We start from the raw sequence: 22,505 nt of genomic DNA on the forward strand, positions 1-22,505 counted from the left end.
ATCGCAAAGAAGATGTAGTCGCGTGCAGGAGATGTTTTTGTAGACATTTTTTTAGTTCTCCATGACGCCCTTGCGGCCCATCAGCCCGCGCGGACGCACGAGAAGGATGACCACAGCAACGAGATAGATGATGATCTGGTCGATGCCTGGAAGAATGGCCTTGATTTCATTCATCGATGCGAAGGACTGCAGGATGCCGAGCAGGAAACCTGCCGCAACGGCTCCAGGCAGCGACCCCATGCCGCCAACAACGACCACGACGAAGCTGAGCACGAGGAAGTCCATGCCCATGTGATAGTCGGGTGGCAGGATCGGCGTGTACATGACCCCGGCAAGACCGGCGACCACTGCGGCGATCGCGAAAACGATGGTGAAACGGCGCTCGATGTTGATGCCCAGCAGCCCGACCGTATGACGGTCTGCCATGCCGGCCCGAACAACCATGCCGAAGGTGGTGAATTGCAGGAAGGCGAAGACGGCTGCGATGATGGCGCCTGCGAAGGCAAGGTAGACCATGCGCCAGTACGGATAGACGATCACGCCAGGATCCAAGCCGAGGGCAGCTCCGATGTCGGCTGCTCCGCGTACGGCATCTGGCGCGGTTTGCGGGATCGGGTTGGCGCCGAAGATCGACTTGATGATTTCCTGAAGAACGATGGCGAGGCCGAAGGTGACGAGGATCTGATCGGCGTGCGCCCGGTTGTAGAAGTGCTTGATCAGGCCGCGTTCCATGATGAAACCGAAAAGCAGCATGACCGGAATGGCAAGCAGGATGGAAACCGGCACCGAATAGTTGAGCACCCAGTGACCGAAGTCTCCGAGGTATGCCTCGATGTAGGGTGTCCGGATTTCGAGGGGAGTTCCCCACGCCGTCGTCTTGGTCGGATCCGTCGTCACGATCTCCAGGCTGAGAAGCTTGTTGAACGACACCGCGCAGAACGCACCCAGCATGAACAAGGCACCATGCGCGAAGTTGACGACCCCAAGGGTCCCGAAAATCAGGGTCAGTCCCAAGGCGATCAGCGCGTAAGCTCCGCCCTTGTCCAACCCGTTCAGCAGTTGAAGAATAATCACATCCATGGTCTTGCCGCTATTTGCTGCGTCACTTGCGTCCTGATAAGCAGCAGCCGCCGGCGGAGATCCTCCGGCGGCTGCCGACGTTCAAGAGCTTATGCGCCGTTGTTGCACGCGCCGAGTTCGCCACCCAGCATGTCTGCCGGGTATTCGACCTGCGAACGCGGAGTGACTTCCACCACTTCGAGAAGGTCGAACTGGGAGCTCGGGTTTTCTTTACCCTTCACGACCAGAACGTCCTTGAAGCACTGGTGGTCATCTGCACGATAGAGGGTCGGACCATTGCCCATGCCGTCGAACTCGAAGCCTTCGAGAGCTGCGGCGATCGCGCAAGGATCGAACGTGCCTGCCCGCTGTGCAGCATCGGCATAAAGCAGGGTCTGGACGTAGCAGGTGTGCGCAGCCTGGCTCGGCGGGAAGCCGTATTCCTGACCGAAGGACTTGACGAAAGCCTTGGAGCCTTCGTCCTGCAGCGACCAGTGCCAGTTGGTGGAGCCGAAGATACCCTTCACGTTTTCACCGGCACCCTGTGCCATCAGACGAGAATACAGCGGAACCACGATCACGAAGTCCTTGCCGTTGACCTGCTTGTCGCGCAGACCGAACTGAACAGCCTGGGTCAGGGAGTTCACCATGTCCTTGCCATAGTGGTTCAGAACAAGAACGTCAGCACCGGAGTTCAGAACCGGCGTGATGTACTGCGAGAAGTCACCAGCGCCAAGCGGCGTACGAACAGCAGCTGTTGTCTCCCAGCCCATGCCTTCGGTGTACTTCTTGATGGATTCTTCCTGAGACCAGCCCCAGGTGTAGTCGGCGGTAAGGTGATAGGCCTTGCGATCGGTGCCGTAGTTGTTCTTCAGAACCGGAGCCAGCGCAGCGCCGGACATTTCGGTGTTGAAGAAGTGACGGAAACCGTTCTTGCGCTTGTCCTTGCCGGTGGTGTCGTTGGAGTGGGTCAGACCCGCCATGAAGATGACGCCGGCTTCCTGGCAGAGCGACTGCACGGCGATCGCCACACCGGAGGACGAACCACCGGTAATCATGATAGCGCCGTCTTTTTCGATCATGCGCTTTGCGGATGCACGGGCTGCATCAGACTTGGTCTGCGTGTCACCGGTCACGAAGGCGACCTTCTTGCCGTTGACGCCGTTGCCCTTGAGTTCCTTCGACGAGAAGGTGTTCAACAGACCGCCGTCGCCTTCACCGTTCAGGTGCTTGACGGCAAGCTGATAGGCGCGCAGTTCGTCTGCCCCTTCGTCGGCATATGCGCCGGTCTGCGGAACGTTGAAGCCCAGAACGACTTCAGCGCCTGTCGGTTCGTTGAGATAACCGGCAGACCATGCGCGGCTGGTGAAAATGGTCGGCGTTGCCAATGCGGCACCGCCCAATGCGCCAGCGCGCAAAATGGAACGACGATTGAGGGGTTTACGAATTAAGCTCATACTTTCCTCCCAGAAAGGCGTCGCGTACCCACCTCGGGCACGCCTGCAATAGCTGTACAGCTGCAAGCAATTCCGGCTTGTTCCCCGTCCGGGATCCCGGCTCCTCCGCACCAAAACTGCAAGCTGCAACGACTGTAAAAAAATCATCTGCAAAACAGCAATACGACTATCGGATCGCTCACCCTCACCAACTCATTATACTTTCGAAGTAATCACGGCTAATCTTCGAATTTTCTCGCGATTTTTATTGCATTGCGTCATTTTGTTTCTTTTTGATTTTCAGCCACTTACTTCTCACGCATACCGCAACGCGAAATTACCTTGACGTAAAGGTTCAAAAATCCGGGATTTCAAAACGTTAGACCAAAGTGCAAGATCGGACGGAGCTCAAAGGACGTCCGCGGCGAAATTGACGGAGACGGATACGGGCGGATAAGCTGCGGCTCTCGCCTTCGTCCCCGTACACCCGCCCGGAATCATTTCAATGAGCATCCTCACTTCCCTTGAGGACCTTCACGCACACTACGGTACTGCCGGAGAAGCGTCCTTGATCAAGGAAATCGATCATCTGAGCCCTGCGTATCGCAGGATTGTCGAGGCTTCCAACTTCTGCACACTTGCAACCTGTGGACCAGAAGGGCTCGACTGCTCTCCGCGCGGCGACGACGGCATGGTTGTCAGGATACAGGATGACCAGACGCTGCTGATGCCCGACCGGCGGGGCAACAACAGGATCGACTCGCTGCGCAATATTGTTCGCGACCCGCGTGTCTCGCTCATGTTCATGATTCCCGGCTGGAACAACGTTCTGAGGATCAACGGCAAGGCAGTACTTTCCGTCGAGCAGGACCTTATTGCCAGCTTCGAGAAAGAAGGCCATTTGCCTCGTTCGGTGATCGTGGTCACGATCGGCTCGGTCTACTTCCAGTGTGCACGCGCCATCATGCGTGCCGGCCTCTGGGAAACCGAGAACAGGACCGGCAAGGGCGACTTGCCGTCACCAGGTGAAATCATGAAGGAAATCAAGGCAAGTTTCGATGGTGAAACCTATGACCGCGAATGGCCGGAGCGTGCCAAGACTTCGATGTGGTAAGCGGTCTCCAAGGGATGCCAATGACATCGAACGACCGATACAAGACATCATGAGGCAAGCGATTGCCGTTGCCTTCCTTACCCACCAAACAGTAACACCGGTTGCCATATCGCGTTCTGCGGCCTGACCGGCTTCAAGGCGCTATTTAGCCGCAGAGTGCTTGGAACCGATCCCAATCTGCGCCATATGTCGCTGACATCCTTCAAGATACCTTCCGAGGCACAAATGACCGTCAATCCGCTTCTTTCCGACTGGACCACGCCGTTCGACCTGCCTCCCTTCGAAACGATCTCTCCCGAGCATTTCGAGGAAGCATTCGACGCCGCCATGGCGGAAGCCAAGGCGGACACTGACAGGATCGCCGATCATGAGGTGGCGCCGACTTTTGAAAACACGATTGTTGCCCTGGAGACGTCAGGAAAGACGCTCACCAAGGTTGCAAGGACGTTTTTCAACCTGACCGGTGCCCATACCAATGAGGCCCTGCAAAAGATCGAGCGCGACGTTGCACCGAAGCTTGCCAAACATTCCTCGGATATGCTGCTGAATTCCAAGCTATACGGCCGGATTGCTGCATTGTGGGAACAAAGGGATTCGCTTGAACTCAATTCCGAAGACGCACGCGTGCTCGAGCGGTATCAGAAAATGTTCCAGCGGGCCGGTGCAGGCCTTGACGATGCCGGCAAGGCGCGGATGGCTGACATTTCGCAAAGACTTGCCACCCTCGGCACCAGCTTTTCCCAGAACGTACTCAAGGATGAGTCGGATTATCAGCTTGTTCTGGAAACCGAGGAAGACCGTGCCGGCCTGCCTGACTTCCTGCTGACGTCGGCTGCCGAAGCTGCAAACGAACGAGGGCTTGACGGAAAGCACGTCATCACGCTTTCCCGTTCCTCAATCGAACCTTTCCTTCAATTTTCCACGAACCGGCGTTTGCGTGAAGAAGCCTTCAAGGCATGGTCCGCCCGTGGAGAAAACGGCGGCCAGACCGACAACCGGGCAATCATCAGCGAAACCCTCAAACTGCGGGACGAGAAAGCCCGGATGCTCGGTTTCAAGAACTTTGCGGAGTTCAAGCTCGACGACACGATGGCCAAGACGCCTGACAACGTCAGAGGCCTGCTTGTGAAGGTCTGGGAACCGGCGGTCGCTCAGGCGCGGGAAGAAGAAGCCAAGCTGGCGGATATGGCGCGCAATGCCGGCGAAAACCATTCTATCGAGGCATGGGACTGGCGCTTTTATTCCGAAAAAGTCCGCAAGGCCGAACACGATCTGGATGAAACGGAGCTGAAGCCTTACCTGCAGCTTGAAAACATCATCCAGGCTGCCTTTGACACGGCAACACGTCTCTTCGGGCTTACTTTCAAAGAACTCAAGGGCATGCCAGTCTACCATCCGGATGTCCGGGTGTTTGAAGTACTCGGCAAGGATGGCAATCACGTCGGTCTCTTTCTGGGAGACTATTTCGCACGGTCGTCAAAAAGATCCGGTGCCTGGATGAGTGCATTCCGGTCGCAACACAGGCTGGAAGGCGACGTAACGCCGATCATCGTTAATGTGATGAATTTCTCCAAAGGTGCCAAGGGTGAAGCCACACTGCTGACGTTCGATGATGCCCGGACCCTGTTCCACGAGTTTGGCCATGGCCTGCACGGTCTTCTTTCGAATGTGACCTACCCCATGATCTCGGGCACCAGCGTCTCGCGTGACTTCGTCGAGTTGCCCTCTCAGCTGTATGAGCACTGGTTGTCTCAACCCGAAGTGCTTTCAAAATACGCCGTTCACTACAAGACCGGCGAACCGATGCCCGAGGCACTTCTCGACAAGCTGCTTGCTGCCGCCAATTTCAATCAGGGATTTGCGACGGTAGAGTATACGGCTTCCGCACTGATCGATCTCGAACTCCATCAATTGGAAGATCCGGCAGAACTAGATGTTGCAGCCTTCGAAAAGGAAGAACTCGGCAAGATCGGCATGCCGCAAGCCATCACGATGCGTCACCGTATCCCGCATTTCCAGCATGTCTTTTCGGGCGACGGCTACGCGGCTGGATATTACAGCTACATGTGGTCGGAAGTGATGGATGCGGACGCGTTTGAGGCATTTGAAGAGAAGGGCGACGTATTTGATCCGGAAACGGCTGGAAAACTGTTGACCTACATCTATTCAGCCGGTGGCCGGCAGGACCCGGAAGCCGCGTATCTCGCATTCCGGGGACGTGCGCCACGGATCGATGCTCTTCTTGAAAAGCGCGGCTTTGCTGCCTGATCCGACCCCTTCTCCAGGCCTGCCGGCTTGCGCCGGCGGGTCAAACGTTTCCAGGACAACCGGATGACCCACATGCAGCCTCAGGCGACCCCGACCGCTCCTCTTCTCAGAACGGGCATGGCCATGGCCGGTGTCTCAGGTGCAGCCGGCGTCGTAAGTCTGGCATTGTCCGCGCACGCCAGCGCGTCAAGCCTGATCGAAACCGCTGCACACATGCTTTTGTTTCACGCGCCTGTGTTCCTGGGCATCGGCCTTCTCGCCCAATTGCGGAGAGTGCCGCTCCTTCCCGTCGCTTTGATATTCCTTGCCGTAGGACTGTCCCTGTTCTGTGGTGACCTGTTGATGCGGGCTTTTCTGGAAAGGCGCTTGTTTGCGATGTCGGCGCCAATCGGAGGCATGATGGTGATCCTCGGATGGCTGATGCTCGCGCTCTGTGCTTTACGTGTTCGGCCCAAGTGACTAAAAGCCATCTGACAGGTTATTCCGGTAAAACCAAAACCAATTCGGATTATTTTTAGTGACTGTTTCCGCACAAATTTCAGGCGACACCCAAAAGGCCGAACCGACAGCCACCAAGGCTGAAGACTTCGTGCCGCCCTACCCGTTCCGCTATGAAAAGATGCCGCCGGTCTGGAGCCTGATCGGCATGGCCAAGCGCAATTTTCTATCTATTTGGGGCGTTGATGATTTTCAAAGCCGCCTCAGAAGCAAAAAGATCTTCACTCGTGAACTGGTGATCTGCAACCGGCCAGACGTGGTTCGTGAAGCATTCCAGACCAATCACGAGGTCTTGCAGCGCAAAAGCCCGCAAATGCGTCATGCCTTGCAGCCTCTTCTCGGCGACGGTCTTTTTATCAGTGATACCGAAACCTGGGCGAAACGCCGCAAGGTGGTAGCACCGATCATCCACGGCTCGCGCGTCAAAGGATTCGCGCCGATCATGATCGAAACCATCGAGGAACAGCGAGCCGACTGGGCATCGCAGGGCGAAGGCGCTGAGGTCGATGCGCTCGCCGATATGGCACACCTGACAGCAGAGATCATTTGCCGGACCATTTTTGGGCGCCAGCTGGGCAAGGATCATGCTGCAGAAGTCGTTCAGGGTTTTTCGGATTATCAGCGCCATATCGACCAGGTCGACATCCTCTCCCTCTTCGGACTGCCCGAATGGCTGCCACGTTTTCGTGGTCGTGCGATCAAGAAACCTGTCGAGCGCATCATGACGGTGCTCGACAAGATCATCGCCAACTACGAAGCGCAGAAGGAAAAAGGCGAAGCATCCGTCATTGGTGGTTTGCTGGAAGCGAGAGACGAGAACGGCGAACCACTGAGCCGTGAGGCAATCATCAGCGAAGCTGCCGTGATTTTCATGGCCGGCCATGAAACAACCGCCAACACACTGGCCTGGGCCTGGTTCCTGCTGTCCCAATGCGACAAGAGCAGGGCTAAATTGCAGGCCGAACTCGACACGGTCCTCGCCGGCCGGTCACCGACATTCCAGGACGTTCCCAACCTGCCCTACACCAAGGCTGTCATCGAGGAAACCTTGCGGCTGTATCCGCCGGTCCCTATCCTTGCGCGAGAGGCAATGGCGGACACAAGCATCGGCGGCAAGTCAGTGCCAAAAGGTTCGCTGGTCATGGTGGTGCCATGGCTTATGCATCGCAATCCGGTGCTATGGTCGAAACCGGACGTCTTTGATCCCGGCCGTTTTCTCAATCCGAAATCGAAAAAACCCAATAAATACGGGTATGTCCCCTTCAGCATCGGCCCGCGCATTTGCGCCGGACTGCAATTCGGCATGACAGAAGCAATTCTCAGCCTGGCCATTCTCGCCCAGGATTTCGAACTCAAGCTGAAAGACGGTACGGACGTCCAGCCGGTAGCGCGGTTGACCTTGCGCCCTGGTGAAAACCTGCCAATGACGCTGCACCTGCGCCATTCATGACCAAACAGACGCGGCTGGAAGATATTCCCTTCGCTGAAACTCTTGCAGTAGAGCCCGCCGCTCCTCGTCTACGGGATCTCTTTTCTCAACAGGAGGCAGAGCGGGAGGCAGCTCGGCTTCACTGGTTCGTTCACGTCAAGGACGGTGTGCTGAACACCCTTTTTCATCATTCGCTGAAGCTGTGCCCACCAGCATTCGCATCGGCTGTCGGCAATTTGCTCGTGCCGGTAATGCGCTGGTCATATCGAGACAAACTGTTTCCGCAGCGCATCAGCCGTAATTTTGAAACGCTGACCGTCAACCGCTGGAACACCGACAAGGGCCAGAAAGCGGGACTGAAACGATGGTGGCACAACATCGGCCGAACGATGTCCGAGTTCTGCATCGTCAACAAGTTATGGAAAAGTGCTCGTATTGAAGTTGAAGGGCTGGAACATCTGAAAGTGGCGCAGGCCAAAGGCGCACCAGTGATCTTCACATCCATGCATCTTGGCACCTGGGAAGCACTTTTCGTGGCGATTCACGAGGGTCTCGCCGGACCGAGCATCGGTCCATTTCAACCGGAACCAAACCGGTTCAAGAATCGCATTGTTCATGCCATCCGCAAGGAGCGAAACCAGTATCTTTTCCCGCCGGGGCAAAGAAGCGCGTATCGGCTACACCGGCTGATGAACAACGGGCAGTATTCCATGACCATTTTCGTGGACGAAGTTCGCGACAAGCAGGTCCATCTGCCCAGTTTCGGTCGACCATTGCCGAAAAAAGGAAATGCGATCGTCGCAGTGAAGATCGCCAATTCCTGCGGCGGCACAATTATCCCGACATATCTTGTGCGACTGGGACCGGCCCGTTTCAGGATGGTCCTTCTGCCGCCTCTGGAAAGACCTGAAGAAACCACCGGCTATGATCTACACGAAGCAGTCCGGGCCATGAACGATGTGTTCGAACCGATCGTGCTCGAACACATCGAAGAATGGTACATGTTGGGCGAATTGAGATTGCCCAGGAAATTCGCCCAAAGCGCCTACGCGAAAGCCTTGAGCGAAAAGAACCAAGTCCGAAAGTGGTAGATTAACCCTTCAGTCGCTCGGCATGCCAGGCGACGTGGTCTCGCGCGAACGTTGACACGAAATAATAGGAATGGTCGTAGCCTGCCTGCAATCGGTAGGTATGAGCCGTCTTCGTTTCGGTCAATGCATCGATGAGCGCAGCGGGTTTGAGCAGTTCGTAGAATTGATCGCCTGCACCCTGATCAATCAGAACATCACCGGCCCAGCCCTTTTCCTTGACCAGAACCGTCGCGTCATGCGCTGTCCAGAGTGTCTCATCAGCTCCGAGATAGGCCCCAAGCTGTTTGCGGCCCCAGTCGGAAGCTGTGGGGTTTGCGATCGGCGCAAAGGCTGACAATGACTGGTAATGCCCGGGATATTTCATTGCCAGCGTCAACGCGCCGTGCCCGCCCATGGAATGCCCGGTGATCCCGTGATGCACGGAAACTGGGAAGTTCTCGGTCACCAGATCGCGCAATTCGCTGGCAATGTAGGTCTCCATCTGGAAATGCGGCGCCCATGGAATCTCTGTCGCGTTGACATAGAATCCCGCCCCCTGCCCCAGATCATAAGCCTCATCATTGGCAACGCCCTCGCCACGCGGGCTGGTGTCCGGAAAGACGACGGCAATACCAAACTCTGCTGCATGGGCCTGCAGCCCGGCTTTGGTCATGGCGTTTTCATGGGTGCAGGTCAGACCCGACAAATACCAAAGACATGGCACGGGGCCGTCCTTGGCCTGCGGCGGAATGTAGACCGCAAAAGTCATTTCACAACCACAGGCTTCCGACATGTGGCTATAGACACCTTGGGTGCCGCCAAAGGACTTGTTTTCGGAAAGGGTTTTCATTGTCAGTCAATTCCAATCTCTGAATAGCCGCCTATCCAAAAGGATTTCTCCGGCCTTGCCTTGCCAGACCGGAGAGACGCAGCATGCGCGTCCCCACTTTCGCAGGGACGACGCCTTGGCAATATGTCGGCGGGTTACGCCTGACGTTCGATCAGTAAACCACCACCGAGCGGATCGATTCACCGGAGTGCATCAGATCGAACCCCTTGTTGATGTCTTCGAGAGGCATCGTGTGGGTGATCATCGGATCGATCTCGATCTTGCCGTCCATGTACCAGTCAACGATCTTCGGAACGTCCGTGCGGCCACGCGCGCCACCAAATGCAGTGCCTTTCCAGACGCGGCCGGTCACAAGCTGGAACGGACGGGTCGAGATCTCAGCACCAGCCGGAGCAACACCGATGATGATGCTCTCGCCCCAGCCCTTGTGGGCTGATTCAAGCGCCGTACGCATGACATTCACGTTGCCGGTCGCATCGAAGGTGTAGTCGGCCCCACCTTTGGTGAGGTTCACAAGATACGGAACAAGGTCGCCGTCCACTTCACTCGGATTGACGAAATCGGTCATGCCGAAACGCTCGGCCATCTCTTTCTTTTCCGGGTTCAGGTCAACGCCGACAATCTGGTCGGCACCGGCAAGACGCAGACCCTGGAGAACGTTCAGACCGATGCCGCCGAGGCCGAAGACAATCGCACGCGAACCGATTTCAACCTTTGCGGTGTTGATCACCGCACCGATGCCGGTCGTAACACCACAGCCGATGTAGCAGACCTTGTCGAATGGCGCGTCCGGACGGATCTTCGCCAGAGCGATTTCCGGTACGACCGTGTAGTTGGAGAACGTCGATGTGCCCATGTAGTGCAGGATCGGCTCACCATCGAGGGTCGAGAATCGGGACGAGCCGTCCGGCATCAGGCCCTGCCCCTGTGTCGCGCGGATCGACTGGCAGAGGTTTGTTTTCGGATTGAGGCAATATTCGCAGGTCCGGCACTCCGGCGTGTAGAGCGGAATGACATGGTCGCCCGGCTTCAGGGTAGTCACACCCGGGCCAACCTCGACAACGACACCTGCCCCTTCGTGACCCAGAATCGCGGGAAACAGACCTTCCGGATCCGCACCCGACAGGGTGAATTCATCGGTATGACAGATGCCGGTTGCCTTGATTTCCACCAGCACTTCAAAAGCGCGCGGGCCTTCAAGCCTTACAGTGGTGACTTCAAGCGGTTTTCCGGCCCCAACGGCCACAGCGGCGCGAACTTCCATGAAGGATCTCCTGATGTGTGTTTCCCGGGGAGAGTTAACGTCCATATCTGCAAATGCAAGAACCGATGCGGCATCCGCTGTCGGGATTGCGCTATTCGACGAAATCTACCCTGCCCGACACCTTGCAGGAAGCGCTGAAATCCATTGTTTCTCCGAGGGTTTGGTTAGTCTGGCACAATTCATCGCAGGCCGTAAGACACCCATGTCGCATTCAGACAAGCATGCGACTGAAACCTTATACGCAACCTCGACCCCAATCGCGAATATGCCTCCCAATGGACGAGACTCCGGCCGTGTCGCTAAAGTCGTCGTTCAATTGCGTATTGACCCTGACGGCCGGCCGAGCGGATTTATCCGATTTGCTTGCCGGCAACGTGCGGAGCCGCTGCTTCATGAAGCGATATTCCTTTCTGGAACTGGCGAAAAACGCCTTTTCCGCGCACCAGAACTGGGGCCGCCAGTGGCGCGCTCCGGAACCCAAGGCCGAATATGACGTCGTGATTGTCGGCGCCGGCGGGCACGGTCTGGCAACTGCCTATTACCTTGCCAAGGAACACGGCATCCGCAACGTCGCGGTCATCGAAAAAGGTTGGCTCGGCGGTGGCAACACTGGTCGCAATACGACCATCGTGCGCTCCAACTATCTGTGGGAGGAAAGCGCCGGGCTCTACAATCACGCAATGGGCTTGTGGCAGAACCTGTCCCAGGAACTGAACTACAACGTCATGTATTCTGCACGTGGCGTGATGATGCTCGCGCACACGGTTCACGACGTTCAGGTGGCACAACGCCATATTCACGCCAACCGTCTGGCAGGCGTTCAGAATGAGTGGCTGACGCCGGAAGAGGCAAAGGAATATTGCCCGCCTCTGAACATTTCAAAGAACATCCGTTATCCGGTCATGGGCGCAGCCTTGCAGCGCGTCGGCGGTACCGCCCGTCACGATGCGGTCGCCTGGGGCTATGCCCGTGGTGCCGATGCCCTGGGTGTCGACATTATCCAGAACTGCGCCGTCACCGGCATCCGCCGCGGCCAGAATGGGGCCGTCGAGGGTGTGGAAACGGTCAAAGGTTTCATCAAGGCCAAGAAGGTCGGTGTCGTCGCAGCCGGTCACACGTCTGTCGTCATGGACATGGCCGGCGTCCGGCTGCCGCTGGAATCCTTCCCCCTGCAGGCACTGGTCTCCGAACCCGTGAAACCTGCCTTCCCGTGCGTGGTCATGTCAAACACGATCCATGCCTACATTTCGCAGTCCGACAAGGGTGAGCTTGTGATCGGTGCGGGCACTGACCAGTTCGTGTCCTATTCGCAGGCTGGCGGCATTCACATCACCAACCACACAATCGACGCGATCTGCGAACTTTTCCCGCATTTCCGGCGCATGCGCATGCTTCGCAACTGGGGTGGTATCGTCGACACGACGCCTGACCGTTCGCCCATCCTGTCGAAAACCCCGGTTCAGGGGCTCTACGTCAACTGTGGCTGGGGCACAGGCGGCTTCAAGGCGACGCCCGGATCCGGCCATGTCTTCGCGCATACGATTGCCAAGGATGAGCCGCATCCGATCAACGCACCTTTCACCATCGACCGGTTCCGGACCGGCCGCCTCATCGATGAAGCCGCTGCAGCGGCCGTGGCCCACTAGGGGAGATCAAAAGAATGCTGCTGATTTATTGCCCCTACTGCCAGGTCGAGCGTGCAGAAACGGAATTTGCCTGCCGCGGTGAAGCCCATATCGCGCGACCGGCCGATCCGAGCCAGGCCACGGACGAGGACTGGGTGGAGTTTTTGTACATGCGCGACAATACCAAGGGTGTAGCCGCCGAGCGTTGGCGCCATATCCACGGCTGCGGACGGTTCTTCAACGCTGTCCGCGATACCGTCAGCGACAAATTCCTGAAAATCTACAAGACCGGCGAACCGAAACCGGATCTTGAAGCGCTTGCCAAGGAGGCCGGCAGATGAGCCAGCCATTCCGTACTGAAAAAGGCGGCCGGATCGACCGCGCCGAGCAACTCACCTTCACCTTTGACGGCGAGGAAATGCAAGGCCACAAGGGCGATACCCTTGCCTCTGCGCTGCTTGCCAATGGTGTTCACCTGGTCGGTCGTTCGTTCAAGTATCACCGTCCGCGCGGCATTCTGACTGCCGGTTCGGAAGAACCGAATGCGCTGGTCGGAGTTTACCGCAACGGCGATCAGACGCCGAACCTGCGCGCTACACAGGTTGAGCTTTATCAGGGGCTTGAAGCCGTTTCACAGAACCGTTTTCCCTCGCTCGGGTTTGACATCGGCGCCGTGAACGATCTGCTTTCGCCGCTGTTTCCGGCCGGGTTCTACTACAAGACCTTCATGTGGCCGCATGCCTTCTGGGACAAGGTCTACGAGCCGATCATCCGTTCGGCGGCCGGCCTCGGCAAACCGCCGAAAAACCCGGATCACGACTTCTACGGCAACATCTACGCCCACTGCGACGTTCTTGTCGTCGGCTCCGGGCCAACCGGACTTGCAGCGGCTCTGGCTGCGGCAGAGACCGGTGCCAAGGTGATGCTGGTCGACGAGCAGGCTGAATTCGGCGGTTCGCTGCTTTCTGAAGTCAGCGCAAGCATCGACGGAAAGGATCCTGCGGAGTTCGTTTCGGAAACCATCGCCAAGCTTGCCGCGATGGACAATGTCACTCTCCTGCCGCGGACAACAGCCTTCGGTTATTTTGCGCATAACTTCATTTCGCTGGCAGAGCGCATCACCGAACATTTGCCCAACCCGGATCCCAAACTGCCGCGTGAACGACTGTGGCAGGTGCGCGCCAAGGAAGTGGTGATTGCAGCCGGTGCGATCGAACGTCCGATGGTGTTTCCGGAGAATGACCGACCTGGCATTCTGCTTGCGGAAGCTGGAAGAACCTACCTCAACCGCTATGGCGTCAAAGTCGGCCACAAGGTTCTGGTGGCAACAGCCTGCGACAGTGCGTGGCAAGCGGCATTCGACCTTGCAGACCATGGTGTCGACGTAGCTGCCATCGTGGACATGCGCGAAACGCCGCCTGAAAGCCTGGTTGCAATCGCTGAAGCCAGGGGCATTCGTGTCGAGGCAGGATGCGTTGTAACAGGAACTCTCGGTCGCAAGCGTGTCAAAGGCGCCTTGCTCGGCCGGATGATGACATCGGGACAGGTTGCCTCCGGTGGCCAGATTGCGTGCGAAGCGCTGTTGATGTCAGGCGGCTGGACGCCGACCGTCAGCCTGTATTCCCAGTCTCGCGGCAAGGTCGTCTGGGACGCGGACAAGGGGGCCTATGTTCCCGGTATTTCCGTTCAGAAGGAACGTTCGGCAGGCGGCTCCAAAGGCCTCTATGGCCTGCAGGCAACGCTTCACGACGGCTATGCGGCCGGTGAAGAAGCAGCCAGGGCCGCAACCGGCAAGTCCGCAAAACTGACCTACGTCACGGCAACGGGTGGAGAAGCCGGATCAGGCGGCATCCTCGGCGCCCTGCCCCACGATCGGAACGCTTCACGGGTCAAGGCGTTCGTCGATTATCAGAACGACGTTACCGCCAAGGACGTCAAGCTGGCGGTGCGCGAAGGCATGCAGTCCATCGAGCATATCAAGCGCTACACCACCACCGGCATGGCCACCGACCAGGGTCGTCTTTCGAACATGAACGCCCTGGAGATCGCATCAGGGGCCTTGCAGAAGCCGGTGACAGATGTCGGGCTCACCACATTCCGCCAGCCCTACACTCCAACGACATTCGGTCTCTTTGCCGGTGTATCGCGTGGCGACTTCTTCGACCCGGTTCGCAAGACACCTTCCCATGACTGGGTGGTGGAGAACGGTGGCGTCTATGAGGACGTTGGCCAGTGGAAGCGCACTTGGTACTTCCCGAAGAACGGTGAAGACATGCATGCGGCGGTTGCTCGCGAATGCAAGACCGTCCGCGAAAGTGTCGGGCTGTTCGATGCCTCCACGCTCGGCAAGATCGAAATTGTCGGACCGGATGCGGCCGAATTCCTGGAGCGGATGTACACCAACCCGTGGAAGAAGCTGGCGCCCGGCCGCTGCCGCTATGGCCTGCTGCTCAATGACGCCGGTTTCATCACCGACGACGGTGTTATCGGACGCCTTGCGGAAGACCGTTTCCATGTAACCACCACGACCGGCGGCGCGCCGAGTGTGTTTGCGACCATGGAAGACTACCTGCAAACAGAATGGCCGGACCTCGATGTCTGGATCACGTCGACCACCGAACAGTTTGCGGTCGCCGCGGTTCAGGGACCGAAGGCTCGGGAGGTGATTGCGCCCTTTATCGAAGGTGTCGATCTTTCCGCCGATGCCTTCCCGCACATGAGCGTCAAGGAAGCGACCTTCTGCGGCGTTCCCTGCCGGCTTTTCCGGATTTCCTTCACCGGCGAACTCGGCTTCGAAATCAACGTTCCCCGTCGTCATGGCAAGATGATGTGGGAAACGCTCGCCAAGGAAATCGAGAAGCACAACGGCACCGTATACGGAACGGAATCCATGCACGTTCTGCGCGCCGAGAAGGGTTACATCATCGTCGGTCAGGACACGGACGGTACCGTTACCCCGCAGGATGCCGGCATGAGCTGGGCGATCGGCAAGAACAAGTTCGACTTCGTCGGCAAGCGTGGCCTGGCCCGTACTGACCTTGTTGCTGACGGTCGGAAGCAATTCGTGGGCCTTCTGACGAAGGACCCGAAAGTGAAGCTGGAAGAAGGTGCCCAGATCACGACTGCCGAGAATCCCGCCACCGGCACGCCTGCGGAAGGTCATGTTACCTCGTCCTACTACAGTCCGGCGCTCGACCGTACGATTGCCCTCGCGATCGTGAAGAACGGCCACGCATTGGAAGGCAAAACGCTCTATGTGCCGATGCCGACCGGAAGCATTCCGGTCGAGGTGACGAGCACGGTGTTCTATGACAAGGAAGGAGCACGGATCAATGTCTGAACTTCTGGCAAGCGATCTGATCACGCCGGACGCGGGTGAAACACCGCTTCTGAGCCTACCGTCGGTCTCCATCCTGAAAGCCGCGCCCATGACGCGTCTTTCCCTGCGTTGCCGTGAAGCTGCGCAAAAGGAAGCCGGCACGGCATTTGGTGCCTCACTGCCGCTTTCTCCCTTGTCGAACTCCACTTCCGCCAAGCGGGCAGCGCTCTGGATGGGGCCGGACGAGTGGACATTGCTTGCACCTGAAGAAGACCTCAGGGCGGTGTTCGACGGCATCGAGGATAAGCTCTCAACGCATCCTCACGCCCTGGTTGATATCTCTGACCGATCGGAAGCGATCATCGTCAGTGGCGACAAGGCTGCCTGGTTGCTCAATACCGGTGTCTTCATCGATTTCTCGCTTGAGGTCTTTCCGGTCGGCACTGTGACAAGGACGCTGTTTCACAAATCGCCAGTGATGATCTGGCGGACAGGTGCGGACACCTTTGTGGTGGAAGCCTGGGTTTCCTTCATGGACTACGTGGCAGGTCTGCTTGTCCAATCGGCTACAGAGCTGGAAGCAGCCTGACCGGGGTCGGTGAAAACACCTGATTTTAACGAAGCTTTGCGAGCCTTGCGGAACACATCGTTGCGCGAGGCTCGCTTTTATGTCCGAACAGGTTTCCAGAAAACTCCGGCTGGCGGAGCTGCTCGGCGCACTCAGCCACGCATTGGACATCACTGAAGGCCAGCCGCGCGGGCACTGCGTTCGCTGTTGCTGGATCGGCATTCATATCGGACGGCAAGTCGGGCTGACAGAAGCGCAACTCAGCGATCTCTATTACACGCTGCTTTTGAAGGACCTTGGCTGTTCAAGCAATGCAGCGAGGATCTGCGAGCTTTATCTCACCGACGACCTGACCTTCAAACACGACTTCAAGACGATCAGCGACAGCCTGCCTGCGGCCCTGCGCTTCGTGCTTTCCCACACCGGGTTGAAACACGGCTTTGCGGAACGTGTGCGCGCCATCGTCAACATTCTTCAAAATGGCGGCGACATTGCCAACGAGATGATCGAAACACGCTGCACACGCGGCGGCGACATTGCCCGCCAGATGCATTTCTCGGAAACTGTCGTATCCGGAATTTACAGTCTGGATGAACATTGGGACGGCAAAGGACGGCCGCACGGCATCGCAGGTTCCACCATCCCGGTATTTTCCCAGATCGCCTTGCTGGCACAGGTCATGGATGTCTTTCAGATCAATGCAGGCGTACAGGGGGCCTTGCAGGAATTGAAGGAACGGGCTGGCAGCTGGTTCGACCCCGCCTTGGTGGCCGCAGCAGAAACCGTCGCAAGTAATCCCCAGTTCTGGAACACCTTGAAGTCGGAAAACCTCGACAAGATCGTCTACGGTCTTGAACCAGCGCAGAACATTCGTTTTGCAGATGAGGAGCAGCTCGACGACATAGCCCACGGCTTTGCGCTCGTGATCGATTCCAAAAGTCCCTACACCGCCGGACACAGCGAGCGCGTAACGCTTTACACCGACATGATCGCAGAAGAGTTGGGTTACGGAATGCGTGACCGGCAGCTGCTGAGACGGGCGGCTCTCCTGCACGACATCGGCAAACTCGGCGTCAGCAACTCAGTCCTCGACAAACCCGGAAAGCTTGATGACCTGGAGTGGGAACAAATCCGCATGCATCCCGTTTACTCCGACGAGATCCTCTCCAGGATCGATACGTTCAAGGACCTGTCGCCGATCGCGAGAGGGCATCATGAAAAACTGGACGGCCGCGGATATCCGGACGGGCTGACCACAAGCAGGATTTCGATGGAAACGCGTATTGTCACGACGGCGGATATTTTCGACGCATTGACCGCAGAACGGCCTTATCGTGGACCGATGCCGTTGCCCAAGGCACTCGGCATCATGGAAAGTGAAGCCGGCACAGCCCTGGATGCAAAATGCCTTGCTGCGCTCAAACGGGCGACGGAGCGCATGGAGCAGACCAAGGCTGCCTAAATTGGTCGCAAAGGCGGCCAAATCAACCTATTCCCCTTGCAACTCTTAACGTGAGGCCTTCACTCTGCGCCCATGCTGAAAATCGGTTCTTACAACATACAAAAATCAATAGGCGTCGATGCGCGCAGGCGGCCTGACCGGACGCTCAAGGTTATCCAGGAACTGGACTGCGACATCCTGGCCCTGCAGGAAGCAGACAAGCGCTTCGGACCACGGGAAAGCACCCTCGACAGAGACACGATTCTTCAGGAAACGGATTACCGCCCCGTTCCGTTCGCGACGGGCGACAAGAGCCTGGGCTGGCACGGCAACGCTATTCTTGTTCGAAACTCGATCGGTATTCTCGACCATCGCCGGCTAGATCTGCCGACGCTGGAACCACGTGGTGCGGTTGCTGTCGACCTTGAAGTTGCCGGTGAGAAAATCCGTGTGGCAGCCATGCACCTGAGCCTGATCGGTCACTTTCGTAAAAAGCAGATAACCTCGCTGATGCATCAGCTGCATGAGCATCTGGATTACCTGCCGACAGTGCTGATCGGAGACCTGAACGAATGGCGAGACACGGCGGGCAGCATCAAGCTGTTTGAAGAACGCTATGAGGTGACGACGCCGGGACGGAGCTTTCCCAGTCCCCTTCCCGTCGGCAGCCTGGACCGGATCATAACCAGCCCGGAATTCGTCGTCAGGCAGGCAGGCGTCCATAAATCGAAGACGGCGCGCGTTGCTTCGGACCATTTGCCGGTCTGGGCCAACCTCACCCTGGAGCCGGCCGGACATCTACCCGGTTAGAAATCGCCTTTATCAGGCAATCAGCTTGACCATGACGAAGTAAAGCCCGGCGGACAGGACGGCAGCAGCCGGAACGGTGACGACCCAGGCAGCGACGATGGTCATGAAATGCGCCCGGCGTACCAAGTGACGGCGTGCCTGCTCCTCGCGATTGCGGACAGGTCGCACCACGTTGCCATTGCCTTGTTTCTGGTTCACGAAATCCAGGCGGCGCTTTGAGCGTTCCGTATACCACTCCCGGAAGAACCCAACACCGAAGACAGCTCCCACGGCGATGTGCGTGGAACTCACGGGCAATCCGAAACCCGAGGCAACAATCACAGTGATGGCAGCTGACAGCGAAACGCAGTAGGCCCGCATCGGGTTGAGCTTGGTAATCTGCTGGCCGACCATTTCGATCAGGCGCGGGCCGAACAACAAAAGACCGAATGAAATGCCGAAAGCACCGACTGCCATGACCCAGAGCGGAATGCTCACCTTGGCTGCGACGTCTCCGAGTTCCGCCGTGTGAACGATGGCGGCAAGTGGTCCCACAGCATTTGCAACGTCGTTCGCTCCGTGGGCGAAGGACAAAAGAGCCGCCGAACAGACAAGCGGCACGGAAAACAGGATGCGGAGAGACTGGTTGCGATTTTCCAGCCCTTCAGACTGACGCCTGATCAGCGGTCGCACGATCGCCCAGACCCCAAGCCCGACAACAACACCAAGCAACAATGACATCGGCATATCGATATGCACGATCTTCTTCAGGCCCTTGAGTGCCAGGTAGCTGGCAAAGGTTCCCGACATGACACCGATCAGAACCGGAACCCATTTGCGGGCAGCGGCGATTTTGTCGTCCTGATAGATGATGAAGGTCTTGATGAAGGCCAGGAAACCTGCAGCAACCAGACCGCCGAGGAACGGCGAGATGACCCAGCTTGCTGCGATACCGCCCATTGTCGCCCAATTGACCGCGCTGAAGCCTGCCGCCGCAATGCCAGCTCCCATGACGCCGCCAACGATGGAATGCGTTGTCGAAACCGGCGCACCGATCCAGGTGGCAAGGTTGATCCAGAGTGCGGAGGACACCAGTGCCGCCATCATCGCTGCCATGAAGACATTGGCATCGGCTACCGAAGCGGGATCAATGATGCCTTTGGAGATGGTGCTGACGACATCACCACCTGCGATCAAGGCCCCTGCACTTTCAAAGACGGCCGCAATGACCAGCGCCGTCAGCAGTGTCATGGCCCGCGAACCGACGGCGGGGCCAACATTGTTGGCAACATCGTTGGCACCGATATTGAGTGCCATATAGGCGCCGATGGCTGCCGCAGCGACGATGATGACCGTTCCCGGTGCTCCCGACATGGAGGCGCCGGCGCCAAGGGCGCACAAGACGATAAAGACCAGCGCGATACCCGGCGCAATCAAGCCACGTCCAAGAGACCCGGCGGCCTCTTCCATGTAGCTCAGCTTGTCGAGATCCTTGTCGAGGGTCGGCTTTTTCAAATTCGGCATGGGCGTTCCAGTCGGGAAGTCCTTTGAAGGCAAGTCTTGCAAGCCAAGCGTCATCTGGCGCCTGCCTTAAACAATCGTCCGAAAAGGTCAACCAAAACGGCCCTCATTGGCCAAAATTTCTTAGTTGGGTAAATTTTCCAGTTTGCGAAGCACCTTCACGAGGCCCGGATCGCCGGCAAGCCGCATGGCTTCCTGTATCGGAAGCCACCGGACATCGCGCTCGTCCTTGTCGGGAAAACTGCTTGTCGTGCTTTCAACGTCGACAAGGAACACAAGAACTTCCGTCCTGAGCTGCAAACCGCCTTCGCCACCTTTGTGCGACCGAAAGCTGGCAAAGGGTTTCTTCTGCGCATTTCCGATAACGCCTGCCTCTTCGAAAGCCTCTACCGCCGCGGTGTGGTGTGCTTTCAACGACATGATCGGCCAGCCTTTGGGAAGAATCCAGCGATGCGTGGATTTGGTCGTCACAAGCAGAACTTCCCGCTCCCTGTTGCGCAAACGATGGCACAACGCTGCGATCTGCAATCTCGAAGGGCGCCGGAACAACAGAAGCAGGTTCTGAAACCAGGAAGTCCGGGTGTCGATTGCTGAATAAAGCTGCGCCATGGTGCCCTTTCCGAAATGTTGATGACACTCGAAAGATAAGGCCGGAACTCAGGCTTGTCCAGAAAATGCGCACTGTGTGCTGCTTGTTATCCGTCAAACTTGTTAGAGCAGAACGGAATTCTCATGAGAGGACAAGCTTGAGCGCCGTGAATAGGCCGGCGGCCAGCAAGGCTGAGGCGGGAACAGTGACAACCCAGGCTGCGATGATGGTGATCAGACTTGATCGACGCACCAGGAGGCGTCTGCGACGCTCTTCCCTGTTTTTCATCATCTTGCGCGGTTTCATGACCCCGCCTTCCGCAACATATTTGTTGCGATACCATTCCCGGTAAAAACCCACACCGAACAGCGCACCAACCGCAATATGGGTGGACGATACCGGCAACCCCGCACCAGAAGCCGTCAGCACGGTCGCGGCGGTTGCCAGGGTGATGCAAAAGGCACGTACGGGGCTAAGTTTGGTGATCTTCTTGCCGACTACAGTGACAAGCCGTCTGCCGAACAGCAGAAGGCCGGCGGAGATCCCGCATGCGCCGACTGCGCTCACCCAGATCGGCACTTCGGGATTGAGCGCCCCCAGATACCAAAATACGAGATCCGGAAAATCATTCGATTGGCTGAGAACGATGGCTGCCAGCGGCCCGATGGCGTTTGCAACGTCGTTGGCGCCATGGGCAAATGACAGCAAACCTGCCGCGACCATGAGCGGTACTGCAAAAAGGTTGCGCAAGGCGCGCGCACTGTTTTCCAGCGTAAGCGTTTGGGCGTGGATTACCCGGCAATAGATCCGCCAGACAACGAAGCCGACGGTGAGCGACAGCACGATGGCCAGCCATTCAGGAACAGAGATGAGCCGATCGGACGTTTTCAGCAGAATGTAGCCGGTGAAGGTCGCCCCCATGAGGCCCAGCAGTATCGGCAACCAATATCTGGCAGCTTTCAGCCGGTCCGGCGTATAGACGACCCTTGAATTGATAAAGGCCATGATCCCGGCCCCGACAAGACCGCCGAGCACCGGAGACAGAACCCAGGAAGCAGCAATTGTCGAAATGGTTGTCCAGTTGATGGCTGCAAAGCCGCTTGCCGCGATCCCGGCGCCGACAACACCGCCAATGATCGAATGGGTGGTCGAAACAGGTGCGCCGATCACAGTCGCGAAATTGATCCACAAAGCTGAGGCAGCCATGGCGGTCAGCATTGCCAGCATGAATTCCGAACTGTTTCGGACATCGCTGGGGCTCAGGATATCTCCGGAAACGGTCGAGACGACATCCGCTCCGGCAAGCAATGCGCCCGCGCTTTCGCAAACGGCCGCAATCAGCAAGGCGCCGGTGAGGCTGACGACGCGCGCGCCCACGGCAGGACCGACATTGTTGGCAACGTCGTTGGCGCCGATATTGAGCGCCATGTAGCCGCCAATTGCACTGGCGGCCACAAGGATGAGCATGTTGGAAAAACCGCTGGAAGACACCTGGAATGCGGCCACGCAGGCGCAGATCACGAGGAACACCAGGGCAAGACCCGGTCCGACAAGACGCCGGCCCATAGCCTCCGCCGCCTCACTGACAAAGCTGATCTTGTCGAGATCCTTGTCCAGAGCCTTCTTTTTCAGGTCCTTGTTGGTGAGCACCCGAACACGCCTCGC

The 22,505-nt window shown here is 57.6% G+C and carries 18 protein-coding genes; 11 read left to right on the top strand and 7 right to left on the bottom strand.

What is annotated here, in order from left to right; all coding sequences use genetic code 11:
- Positions 1-51 precede the first annotated feature (51 nt).
- A complete protein-coding gene (locus FIU93_RS21745; RefSeq protein ID WP_022999387.1) occupies positions 52-1,080 on the bottom strand; it encodes a branched-chain amino acid ABC transporter permease in 1,029 nt (342 codons plus the stop codon).
- 89 nt (positions 1,081-1,169) lie between these two features.
- Positions 1,170-2,516, bottom strand: a complete 1,347-nt coding sequence (locus tag FIU93_RS21750; RefSeq protein ID WP_031268785.1) for a substrate-binding protein — start codon at positions 2,514-2,516, stop codon at positions 1,170-1,172.
- A 484-nt stretch (positions 2,517-3,000) separates the two neighbouring features.
- On the opposite strand from FIU93_RS21750, the gene FIU93_RS21755 reads away from it, so the two are divergent.
- From FIU93_RS21755 to FIU93_RS21775, 5 genes are all read left to right on the top strand, one after another.
- On the top strand, positions 3,001-3,609 hold the full coding sequence (locus FIU93_RS21755; protein ID WP_022999389.1) for a pyridoxamine 5'-phosphate oxidase family protein: 609 nt from the start codon (positions 3,001-3,003) through the stop codon (positions 3,607-3,609).
- 225 nt (positions 3,610-3,834) lie between these two features.
- Entirely contained in the window at positions 3,835-5,877 is a 2,043-nt protein-coding gene (locus FIU93_RS21760; protein ID WP_152506727.1) for a M3 family metallopeptidase, read from the top strand.
- A 63-nt stretch (positions 5,878-5,940) separates the two neighbouring features.
- On the top strand, positions 5,941-6,336 hold the full coding sequence (locus tag FIU93_RS21765) for a DUF423 domain-containing protein (RefSeq protein ID WP_209010196.1): 396 nt from the start codon (positions 5,941-5,943) through the stop codon (positions 6,334-6,336).
- Between the two features lie 58 nt (positions 6,337-6,394).
- Positions 6,395-7,825, top strand: a complete 1,431-nt coding sequence (locus FIU93_RS21770; RefSeq protein ID WP_152506728.1) for a cytochrome P450 — start codon at positions 6,395-6,397, stop codon at positions 7,823-7,825.
- Entirely contained in the window at positions 7,822-8,895 is a 1,074-nt protein-coding gene (locus FIU93_RS21775) for a lysophospholipid acyltransferase family protein (RefSeq protein WP_152506729.1), read from the top strand. The genes FIU93_RS21770 and FIU93_RS21775 overlap by 4 nt, the downstream gene beginning before the upstream one ends.
- A 1-nt stretch (position 8,896) precedes the next feature.
- On the opposite strand, the gene fghA is transcribed toward FIU93_RS21775, so the two are convergent.
- Together fghA and FIU93_RS21785 are read right to left on the bottom strand one after the other, a co-directional pair.
- Entirely contained in the window at positions 8,897-9,724 is an 828-nt protein-coding gene (fghA, locus tag FIU93_RS21780) for an S-formylglutathione hydrolase (RefSeq protein ID WP_152506730.1), read from the bottom strand.
- 151 nt (positions 9,725-9,875) lie between these two features.
- Positions 9,876-10,988, bottom strand: coding sequence for an S-(hydroxymethyl)glutathione dehydrogenase/class III alcohol dehydrogenase (locus FIU93_RS21785; protein WP_055653967.1), 1,113 nt, complete (start codon positions 10,986-10,988; stop codon positions 9,876-9,878).
- 392 nt (positions 10,989-11,380) lie between these two features.
- On the opposite strand from FIU93_RS21785, the gene FIU93_RS21790 reads away from it, so the two are divergent.
- The 6 genes from FIU93_RS21790 (at position 11,381) to FIU93_RS21815 (ending at position 18,751) form a co-directional block, all read left to right on the top strand.
- Complete coding sequence (locus tag FIU93_RS21790) at positions 11,381-12,634, top strand: sarcosine oxidase subunit beta family protein (protein ID WP_031268788.1); 1,254 nt, start codon at positions 11,381-11,383, stop codon at positions 12,632-12,634.
- A gap of 14 nt (positions 12,635-12,648) precedes the next feature.
- Positions 12,649-12,954 (top strand): sarcosine oxidase subunit delta, encoded by a 306-nt coding sequence (locus FIU93_RS21795; RefSeq protein ID WP_152506731.1) that lies wholly within the window; start codon positions 12,649-12,651, stop codon positions 12,952-12,954.
- Complete coding sequence (locus FIU93_RS21800; protein WP_152506732.1) at positions 12,951-15,953, top strand: sarcosine oxidase subunit alpha family protein; 3,003 nt, start codon at positions 12,951-12,953, stop codon at positions 15,951-15,953. The genes FIU93_RS21795 and FIU93_RS21800 overlap by 4 nt, the downstream gene beginning before the upstream one ends.
- Positions 15,946-16,521: a sarcosine oxidase subunit gamma family protein gene (locus FIU93_RS21805; RefSeq protein ID WP_152506733.1), complete on the top strand. Its 576-nt coding sequence runs from the start codon at positions 15,946-15,948 to the stop codon at positions 16,519-16,521. Before FIU93_RS21800 ends, FIU93_RS21805 begins: the two co-directional genes overlap by 8 nt.
- 79 nt (positions 16,522-16,600) lie before the next feature.
- On the top strand, positions 16,601-17,962 hold the full coding sequence (locus FIU93_RS21810) for an HD-GYP domain-containing protein (RefSeq protein ID WP_152506734.1): 1,362 nt from the start codon (positions 16,601-16,603) through the stop codon (positions 17,960-17,962).
- A gap of 72 nt (positions 17,963-18,034) precedes the next feature.
- Positions 18,035-18,751, top strand: coding sequence for an endonuclease/exonuclease/phosphatase family protein (locus FIU93_RS21815; RefSeq protein WP_055653958.1), 717 nt, complete (start codon positions 18,035-18,037; stop codon positions 18,749-18,751).
- A gap of 12 nt (positions 18,752-18,763) precedes the next feature.
- On the opposite strand, the gene FIU93_RS21820 is transcribed toward FIU93_RS21815, so the two are convergent.
- The 3 genes from FIU93_RS21820 to FIU93_RS21830 all read right to left on the bottom strand — a co-directional run bounded on the left by FIU93_RS21820 (position 18,764) and on the right by FIU93_RS21830 (position 22,490).
- On the bottom strand, positions 18,764-20,254 hold the full coding sequence (locus tag FIU93_RS21820) for an inorganic phosphate transporter (protein WP_152506735.1): 1,491 nt from the start codon (positions 20,252-20,254) through the stop codon (positions 18,764-18,766).
- A 120-nt stretch (positions 20,255-20,374) separates the two neighbouring features.
- Positions 20,375-20,860: an NUDIX hydrolase gene (locus FIU93_RS21825; RefSeq protein WP_152506736.1), complete on the bottom strand. Its 486-nt coding sequence runs from the start codon at positions 20,858-20,860 to the stop codon at positions 20,375-20,377.
- A gap of 121 nt (positions 20,861-20,981) precedes the next feature.
- Entirely contained in the window at positions 20,982-22,490 is a 1,509-nt protein-coding gene (locus FIU93_RS21830) for an inorganic phosphate transporter (protein WP_055653955.1), read from the bottom strand.
- Positions 22,491-22,505 lie beyond the last annotated feature (15 nt).

Source organism: Labrenzia sp. THAF35 (genome assembly GCF_009363595.1).
In the GTDB taxonomy this organism is placed as follows: domain Bacteria; phylum Pseudomonadota; class Alphaproteobacteria; order Rhizobiales; family Stappiaceae; genus Roseibium; species Roseibium algicola.

What these genes read in the sequence shown, in the direction of transcription:
- FIU93_RS21745 (WP_022999387.1), bottom strand. Translation starts at nt 1,080, where the DNA reads ATGGATGTGATTATTCTTCAACTGCTGAACGGGTTGGACAAGGGCGGA.
- FIU93_RS21750 (WP_031268785.1), bottom strand. Translation starts at nt 2,516, where the DNA reads ATGAGCTTAATTCGTAAACCCCTCAATCGTCGTTCCATTTTGCGCGCT.
- FIU93_RS21755 (WP_022999389.1), top strand. Translation starts at nt 3,001, where the DNA reads ATGAGCATCCTCACTTCCCTTGAGGACCTTCACGCACACTACGGTACT.
- FIU93_RS21760 (WP_152506727.1), top strand. Translation starts at nt 3,835, where the DNA reads ATGACCGTCAATCCGCTTCTTTCCGACTGGACCACGCCGTTCGACCTG.
- FIU93_RS21765 (WP_209010196.1), top strand. Translation starts at nt 5,941, where the DNA reads ATGACCCACATGCAGCCTCAGGCGACCCCGACCGCTCCTCTTCTCAGA.
- FIU93_RS21775 (WP_152506729.1), top strand. Translation starts at nt 7,822, where the DNA reads ATGACCAAACAGACGCGGCTGGAAGATATTCCCTTCGCTGAAACTCTT.
- fghA (WP_152506730.1), bottom strand. Translation starts at nt 9,724, where the DNA reads ATGAAAACCCTTTCCGAAAACAAGTCCTTTGGCGGCACCCAAGGTGTC.
- FIU93_RS21785 (WP_055653967.1), bottom strand. Translation starts at nt 10,988, where the DNA reads ATGGAAGTTCGCGCCGCTGTGGCCGTTGGGGCCGGAAAACCGCTTGAA.
- FIU93_RS21790 (WP_031268788.1), top strand. Translation starts at nt 11,381, where the DNA reads ATGAAGCGATATTCCTTTCTGGAACTGGCGAAAAACGCCTTTTCCGCG.
- FIU93_RS21795 (WP_152506731.1), top strand. Translation starts at nt 12,649, where the DNA reads ATGCTGCTGATTTATTGCCCCTACTGCCAGGTCGAGCGTGCAGAAACG.
- FIU93_RS21800 (WP_152506732.1), top strand. Translation starts at nt 12,951, where the DNA reads ATGAGCCAGCCATTCCGTACTGAAAAAGGCGGCCGGATCGACCGCGCC.
- FIU93_RS21805 (WP_152506733.1), top strand. Translation starts at nt 15,946, where the DNA reads ATGTCTGAACTTCTGGCAAGCGATCTGATCACGCCGGACGCGGGTGAA.
- FIU93_RS21810 (WP_152506734.1), top strand. Translation starts at nt 16,601, where the DNA reads ATGTCCGAACAGGTTTCCAGAAAACTCCGGCTGGCGGAGCTGCTCGGC.
- FIU93_RS21815 (WP_055653958.1), top strand. Translation starts at nt 18,035, where the DNA reads ATGCTGAAAATCGGTTCTTACAACATACAAAAATCAATAGGCGTCGAT.
- FIU93_RS21820 (WP_152506735.1), bottom strand. Translation starts at nt 20,254, where the DNA reads ATGCCGAATTTGAAAAAGCCGACCCTCGACAAGGATCTCGACAAGCTG.
- FIU93_RS21825 (WP_152506736.1), bottom strand. Translation starts at nt 20,860, where the DNA reads ATGGCGCAGCTTTATTCAGCAATCGACACCCGGACTTCCTGGTTTCAG.